Below are 6,681 nucleotides of genomic sequence, written 5' to 3' on the forward strand. Positions count from 1 at the left end.
TCGGGGGCTGGATCACCGACAACATCTCCTGGCCCTGGATCTTCTACATCAACGTTCCCGTGGGGCTGTTTGCCGCGGCGCTGACCTGGGGCATCTACCGCCAGCGCGAGACGCCCACGCGCAAGCTGCCGATAGACACCATTGGTCTCACGCTGCTGGTGCTGTGGGTCGGGGCGCTGCAACTGATGCTCGACAAGGGCAAGGAGCTCGACTGGTTTGCCTCGGGAGAAATCATCGCGCTGGCCGTGGCGGCTGTCGTGGGCCTGGCGGTGTTCATCGTCTGGGAGCTGACCGACGCCCACCCGGTGGTCGACCTGCGGTTATTCGCAAGACGCAACTTTGCGGCCGGGTCTCTGGCGCTGTCGATTGCCTACGGCCTGTTCTTCGGCAACGTGGTGCTGCTGCCGCTGTGGCTGCAGCAGTGGATGGGCTACACGGCCACCTCGGCCGGCATGGCGCTCGCTCCCGTGGGGATTTTCGCCATCCTGCTCACGCCCCTGGTCGGCAAGAAGGTCGGGCAATGGGATCCGCGCAAGATGGCCACGGGCGCGTTCATCGTGTTCGCGCTGGTGCTGTGGCTGCGCTCGCACTTCACCACCGAGACGGATTTCATCCACATCCTGATCCCCACGCTGCTGCAGGGCGGCGCAATGGCGTTCTTCTTCATTCCCCTGACCACGCTGACGCTGGCCGGACTGCCGCCCGAGCGCATTCCCGCGGCTGCGGGCCTGAGCAACTTCGTGCGCATCACGGCCGGCGCCATGGGCACCTCGATCGCCACCACGCTGTGGGACAACCGCGCGACCATGCACCATGCCCACCTGACCGAAGGACTCATTCAAGGCCAGGGCACGTTCGCACTGACGCTACAGAACCTGCAGGCCGCGGGAATGAGCCAGGCCCAGGCGCTGGCGCAGATCAACCAGCTGATCAACCAGCAGGCGTTCACGCGCGCCGCCGACGATATCTTCCTGGGTTCGTCGATGCTGTTTCTGATGTTGATCGCCATGATCTGGCTGACCAAGCGGCCGGCGCGCGGCGGGCCGGCGGCGGATGCCGGCGGGGCGCATTGAAGCCCTGGCGGAACAAAAAAAAGGGAGCCAAGGCTCCCTTTTTTCTTGGCGCCAGGCCTTAGAAGTAAGGCGTGCCGTAGTAGTCATTGACGCGGCGGCCGTATTCGTCGGTGTAGTCGGGCGAGGTTTCGCGCGTGTAGCGCGGCGCACCTTCGAGCTGGGCCTTCTCGACGGCGACCACATAGCCGCCCATTTCAGGCTCGTATTTGAGTGTGTCCCAAGGCAGGGGATAGCGGTCCGTGCCCATGCCCAGGAAGCCGCCGAACTCCATCACTGCGTAGCGCACGCGGCCCGAAATCTTGTCGATCATCAGCGAGTCGATGGTGCCCAGCTTTTCGCCAGCGGGGTTGTAGACATTGGTGCCATTGACCTTGTCGGAAGAAATGACGCTCGATGCGGTATTGGGTGTATTCATGCGGATTCCTCAATGTGCCGAAGCAGGATGACTTCAAGCCCAAGGCTAATGCCTGCGCGTCGGGCCCGGGGTAGTCACCGGTCCGACCGCAGCGTAGGAGAAGCCGACCTGGGACACCGGCCCCTTGCAAGCGCAAAACTCGCAAACTTATACAAAACAATCAATATAGAAGATACAATAGCCATTGACTATCGTATATTCCACCATTTATCTAGTCAGAAGTTCGACGCTGCGGTGCTGGATGGCTGCGCAGCGTCTCCAACCCGAATCGTTACCCACAATCCCCATGTTAAGAGCTTCCGACACCGCGACCCGCAACGCCAACGAGCAGCCCGAGGACGCGCGCGCGCCTTTCACGGCTGCCGCGCCCAGCATCCCCACGGGCGGAAATACGCCTAGCGCTCACGCGGCCCCCCATAAGTCCGAATTTCAGCATCAGCAAGCAGCTGAGAGCGAAGACAGCGATCGCTTGAGCCAATGGAGCTGGAGTTGTTCCGACAGCGCGGATGAAAACCGGGGCAATTTTGCTAACATCACTTTTGACGGGCACGTAGAGCGCGATGCCGGGGAGCTTGGCTTGCTCGATAAATCGTTCTACGGATTTGATCAAAGCGGCCTGAACGACAGTTTTCTGCAGTTCGATATGCAGGAGCTGGAAAAAGGCCTGTCACTGGAGAACATGCAACTGCACGTCCATTTCTCGCCCAACCGATCGTTCAAGACCGCGCGCGAGCACCCGGCCGTCCAGGAAGACATGGCTTTGTCCGACGAACTGACAGCATTTGAATTCGACACCTACGGATCCTGCAGCGCGCACGAGATGGCCGTTCTGGTCATTGAAGAAACGCCGCAGGCAATGGGCGGCGTGCAGCCCACTGGCTGCGTCGTCGCGCAGAGTTACGACGCCATGCAATGAAGCTTGGGCCTGTGGCGGGCGGCCTAGATGTCGTGTGCGCCGTGCCGCGCGCGCCCGCCCAGCGCCAGCGAGCCCCGCTGGCAGGCCTCGATCAGCAGCGGCGCCATGAATTCCACCGACGCATCGGTGAACTGCGCCAGCGGGCCCGACAGCGACAGCGCCCCCAGCAAGGTATCGCCGGGCCCGATGATGGGCGCCGACAATGCTCCGCAGCTGGGGTCGCGCTCGCCGCGCGACTGGTGTATCCACGGCCATTGGTCGGCGAGGAAGTCCGATGGCTGCTTGCGCAACACCTTGCCCGCTGCGCCCGCGGCCAGCGGCAGCAGATCGCCTTCGCGCACGCGGTCCAGCGTCGAATGATTGGAGTCGAGACGCAGCACGCAAAACCGGCGGAGCTCGTCGTGGACGATATGGAATGACGGGCTGGGCGCGCCCGCATCGACGAGCTTTTGCATCAGCGGCAGCAGATGCGCGCGAAAGCGAAAACTCGCATCGAACGCCCGCCCCAGCCGGAACGCCAGATTGCCCAGGCAATAGGCGCTGTCGGAGCGCCGCACGACCAGGCCGCATTTCTCCAGGCTGGCCAGCAGCCTGAGCACCGCGCTCTTGTACAGCCCCGTGGCCGCGGCGATCTCCGACAGCCGCAGCGGCGCGCGCGCGGCCTCGAGCGCGACCACCACGCGCATCGCCTTGTCGACGGCGGCCACGCCCGCCATGTTCGCCTCGTAATTCGTTGCCTTGTCGTTCATGCCGCGATTGTGACGGATTCGGCACGCACCACCTTGAAGTTCCATAACCTCATGCAAGGAATTCTGCACAACAGAACCACCAAGCTTGGTGCATACCCTTAATACGGAGATTTATAGAACACGCAGGCCATAGAATCCGCTGAAAATTCTGTGGAGTGGAACAACGATGGAAATCAAGAAACTGCTGATCGACGGTCAGTGGATGGTCGGCGAGCCCGGCGTCGAGCGGCTGTTCTCGACCAATCCCGCGACCGGCGCGCTCAACCATGAAGTCGCGGCAGCCGGAGCGAAGTTCGCGGCCCAGGCCGTCGCCTCGGCGCATCGGGCCTGCAGGCAGCCCGGCTGGCGCGACATGCTGCCCGCCGAGCGCGCGCGCATCCTGTACCGCATTGCCGAAGGCATAGAGGCGCACAGCGAGGAGATGTCGCGCCTGCAGATGCTGGAAAACGGCAAGGTCTGGAAAGAGTGCCAGGCCCAGGTCAGGAGCGCGGCCGCGACGTTCCGCTACTACGCGGGGGTGTGCGAAACGCTGGGCTCGGAAGTGACGCCGGCGCGCGGCAACTACCTGTCGCTGGCTGTCTACGAGCCCTATGGCGTGGTGGTGGCGATCACGCCCTGGAATTCGCCCATGACCATGGAGGCGCAGAAGATCGCGCCGGCGCTGGCCGCGGGCAATGCGGTGATTCTCAAGCCTTCGGAAGTCACGCCTTCGACCGGGCTGCTGCTGGGCAGGATTGCACTGGAAGCCGGCCTGCCGCCGGGCATCCTCAACGTCTTGCCCGGCTGGGGCCATGAAGTCGGCGCGGCGCTGGTCGCGCATCCGCAGGTGCGGCTGGTGTCGTTCACCGGCGGCACCGAAAGCGGCCGGCGCATTGCCCAGGTGGCCGCTGCCAAGCTGATGCCGGTGGCGCTGGAACTGGGCGGCAAGTCGCCGCACATCGTGTTTGACGACGCCGATCTCGAGCTGGCCGTCGACAGCATTGCGGGCGGCATCTTCGAAGGCAGCGGCCAGTCCTGCGTCGCGGGCTCGCGCGCCTTCGTGCAGCGCGGCGTCTATGACCAGGTACTGCGCAAGCTCGTGGCGCGTGCGCGCGCCATCGCGGTGAACCTGCCCGACCAGGCCGGTGCCCAGATGGGGCCCATGGCCAGCTTTGCCCACCGCGACAAGGTCGCGTCCATGGTGGCCCAGGCCGTTGCCGACGGCGCGCGCGCCGAATGCGGCGCCGGCGTGCCGCAGGACCCGGCGCTGGCCGCGGGCGCGTTCTATCTGCCGACGATTCTGAGCGGAATGCGCAATGACGACGCGATTGCCCAGCAGGAGATCTTCGGCCCGGTGCTGTGCCTGATGCCGTTTGACGACGAGGCCGATCTGATCGAACAGGCCAACGCCTCGGTGTTCGGCCTGGCCTCGGGCATCTGGACCGGCAGCTACCCGCGCGCCTGGCGCGTGGCGCGCGCCCTGGAAGCCGGCACCGTCTGGATCAACACCTACAAGCAGCTGTCGATTGCCACGCCGTTCGGCGGTTTCAAGGACAGCGGCCTGGGCCGCGAAAAAGGCATACAGGGCCTGCGCCTGTACCAGCAGGCCAAGGGCATCTTTTTTGGAATGTGAGAACGAGCAATGACCATGACCACTGAGAACAAACTGGGTTTCATCGGCCTGGGCGTGATGGGCGAGCCCATGTGCCGCAATCTGGCGCGCAAGTCGGGCCGCCAGATCCTGGCGTCCGACCTGGACCCGACGCCGCTGGCGCGCCTGCGCGCCGAGGGCGTGCAGTCCGCGACGCTGGAAGAAATACTGCGCGCTTGCGACACGGTTTTCCTGTCGCTGCCTTCGGGTGAGATCGTCGAGCGCCTGTGCCGCCAGCCGCAAGGCCTGCTGGCTCTGGCGCGCAGCGGCCAGACCATCATCGACCTGAGCACCTCGCCGGTATCGACCACGCGCGAACTCGCGCGCGACTTCGCGGCCCTGGGCGTGAACTTCATGGACGCTCCGGTGGCGCGCACCCGCGCCGCGGCCGAAGCCGGAACGCTGGCCGTGATGGTCGGCGGCACGCCGGAAGATTTCGCGCGCGTGCAGCCGCTGATCGCCACCTTTGCCTCCGACATCGCGCTGTGCGGCCCCGTGGGCTGCGGCCAGGTGCTCAAGATCCTCAACAACATGGTGCTGTTCGAGACCGTGGTCGCGATCAGCGAAGCCAAGGCCATAGGGGTGCGCGCCGGCGTCGATGCCGGCGTGCTGTTCGAGACGCTGTCCAAGGGCTCGGCCGACAGCTTCGCGCTGCGCAACCACGGCATGAAAGCCGTGCTGCCCGAGTCCTTTCCCGAAAGAACCTTTTCGGTGCGCTATGCGCGCAAGGACCTGCTTTACGCGCTGGAACTCGCGCAGGAGCATGGCGTACCCGCGAAAGGCGCGCAGTTGGTAGGCCAGTGGTTCGACCAGGCGATCGAGGCCGGCGTCGGCGACCAGTACCACCCGGTGATCAGCGAGCTGATCGCGGGCAAGCACTGATATTCATAACACCAAGGAGACAACACCATGACTTCCCGCAGAACCTTCACCGCCGCCTGTGTGGCCGGCGCCCTGCTTGCCCCGGCAATGGCCTGGGCCCAGGCCGGCTACCCCAAGGGCCCGGTCAAGATGGTCGTGCCCTACGCCGCCGGCGGCGCGACCGACATCATCGCGCGCACGCTGGGCGACAAGCTGGGTGCCAAATGGGGCCAGCCCGTGGTCATAGAGAACAAGCCCGGCGCCGGCACCACGCTGGCCGCAAGCCAGCTCGCGCGCATGGCCGCCGACGGCCAGACGCTCTACATGACTACTTCGGCCCACACCATTGCGGCCAGCATCTACAGCAAGCTCGACTTCGATCCGGTCAAGGACTTCTCGCCGATCTCGCTGGTCGCCAAGGTGCCGCTGGTGCTGGTGGTGCGCCCTGGCCTGGCGGCCACCAATCTCCAGGAGTTCATCGCGCTGGCGAAAAAGGAACAGAGCGCGCTGTCGTTTGCTTCGCCGGGCAACGGCACGGCCCAGCATCTCGCGGGCGAGATGTTCAACACCGCCGTGCAGGCCAGGACCACGCATGTGCCCTACCGCGGCGACGCGCCCGCGATCACCGACCTGCTGGGCGGCAGCGTGGACGCCATGTATGCGACGCTGACCGTGGTGCTGCCCTACATCGCCTCGGGCAAGCTGCGCGCGATCGCGCTGGCCAACGACAAGCGCGTGCAGAAGGTGCCCAACATTCCGACGTTTGCCGAAGCCGGCCTCGACAAGTTCGAGGCCGCGACCTGGTTTGGCGTGCTGGCGCCGGCGCGCATTGCCGCGCCGCTGGGCGAGCGCATCAGCCAGGACATCAAGGCCGTCATTGCCCAGCCCGACATGCAGGCCAAGCTGATCGACCTGGGCGCCGAAATCGTAGCCAACAGCCCGGCCGAGTTCCGCGGCTTCATGGACGAGGAGGCGCAGAAGTGGAAGAAGATCGTCGCCACTTCGGGGGCGACGGTGAATTGAGGGGCACAGGGGCG

7 protein-coding genes are annotated in these 6,681 nt (G+C 65.1%); 5 read left to right on the plus strand and 2 right to left on the minus strand.

The genetic code is table 11. From position 1 onward, the window contains the following. A partial coding sequence (locus RR928_RS23695) for a DHA2 family efflux MFS transporter permease subunit (protein WP_332684507.1) occupies nucleotides 1-1,073 on the plus strand: 1,073 nt, incomplete at its 5' end. Nucleotides 1,074-1,131: 58 nt separating this feature from the next. On the opposite strand, the gene RR928_RS23700 is transcribed toward RR928_RS23695, so the two are convergent. Beyond that, nucleotides 1,132-1,488, minus strand: a complete 357-nt coding sequence (locus RR928_RS23700) for a PRC-barrel domain-containing protein (protein WP_332547529.1) — start codon at nucleotides 1,486-1,488, stop codon at nucleotides 1,132-1,134. Nucleotides 1,489-1,774: 286 nt separating this feature from the next. On the opposite strand from RR928_RS23700, the gene RR928_RS23705 reads away from it, so the two are divergent. After that, nucleotides 1,775-2,404: a hypothetical protein gene (locus RR928_RS23705; protein ID WP_332684509.1), complete on the plus strand. Its 630-nt coding sequence runs from the start codon at nucleotides 1,775-1,777 to the stop codon at nucleotides 2,402-2,404. Nucleotides 2,405-2,427: 23 nt separating this feature from the next. Here RR928_RS23705 and RR928_RS23710 read toward each other — a convergent pair whose 3' ends face one another. Next, nucleotides 2,428-3,153 (minus strand): IclR family transcriptional regulator, encoded by a 726-nt coding sequence (locus RR928_RS23710; protein ID WP_332539452.1) that lies wholly within the window; start codon nucleotides 3,151-3,153, stop codon nucleotides 2,428-2,430. A gap of 166 nt (nucleotides 3,154-3,319) precedes the next feature. On the opposite strand from RR928_RS23710, the gene RR928_RS23715 reads away from it, so the two are divergent. Genes RR928_RS23715 through RR928_RS23725 form a run of 3 tightly spaced genes read left to right on the plus strand, consistent with a single transcriptional unit; the run spans nucleotide 3,320 to nucleotide 6,667 of the window. Beyond that, nucleotides 3,320-4,765, plus strand: coding sequence for an aldehyde dehydrogenase (locus RR928_RS23715; RefSeq protein WP_332684512.1), 1,446 nt, complete (start codon nucleotides 3,320-3,322; stop codon nucleotides 4,763-4,765). 15 nt (nucleotides 4,766-4,780) lie between these two features. After that, the gene (locus RR928_RS23720; protein WP_332539450.1) at nucleotides 4,781-5,665 is read left to right on the plus strand and encodes an NAD(P)-dependent oxidoreductase; all 885 of its coding nucleotides are present in this window, start codon (nucleotides 4,781-4,783) and stop codon (nucleotides 5,663-5,665) included. 27 nt (nucleotides 5,666-5,692) lie between these two features. Beyond that, on the plus strand, nucleotides 5,693-6,667 hold the full coding sequence (locus RR928_RS23725; RefSeq protein WP_332684515.1) for a tripartite tricarboxylate transporter substrate binding protein: 975 nt from the start codon (nucleotides 5,693-5,695) through the stop codon (nucleotides 6,665-6,667). The last annotated feature ends 14 nt before the right edge of the window (nucleotides 6,668-6,681 follow it).

Source organism: Comamonas sp. (genome assembly GCF_036666375.1).
GTDB lineage: Bacteria > Pseudomonadota > Gammaproteobacteria > Burkholderiales > Burkholderiaceae_C > Comamonas.

Coding starts and splice junctions, on each gene's coding strand:
- RR928_RS23700 (WP_332547529.1), bottom strand. CDS start 1,488: ATGAATACACCCAATACCGCATCGAGCGTCATTTCTTCCGACAAGGTC.
- RR928_RS23705 (WP_332684509.1), top strand. CDS start 1,775: ATGTTAAGAGCTTCCGACACCGCGACCCGCAACGCCAACGAGCAGCCC.
- RR928_RS23710 (WP_332539452.1), bottom strand. CDS start 3,153: ATGAACGACAAGGCAACGAATTACGAGGCGAACATGGCGGGCGTGGCC.
- RR928_RS23715 (WP_332684512.1), top strand. CDS start 3,320: ATGGAAATCAAGAAACTGCTGATCGACGGTCAGTGGATGGTCGGCGAG.
- RR928_RS23720 (WP_332539450.1), top strand. CDS start 4,781: ATGACCACTGAGAACAAACTGGGTTTCATCGGCCTGGGCGTGATGGGC.
- RR928_RS23725 (WP_332684515.1), top strand. CDS start 5,693: ATGACTTCCCGCAGAACCTTCACCGCCGCCTGTGTGGCCGGCGCCCTG.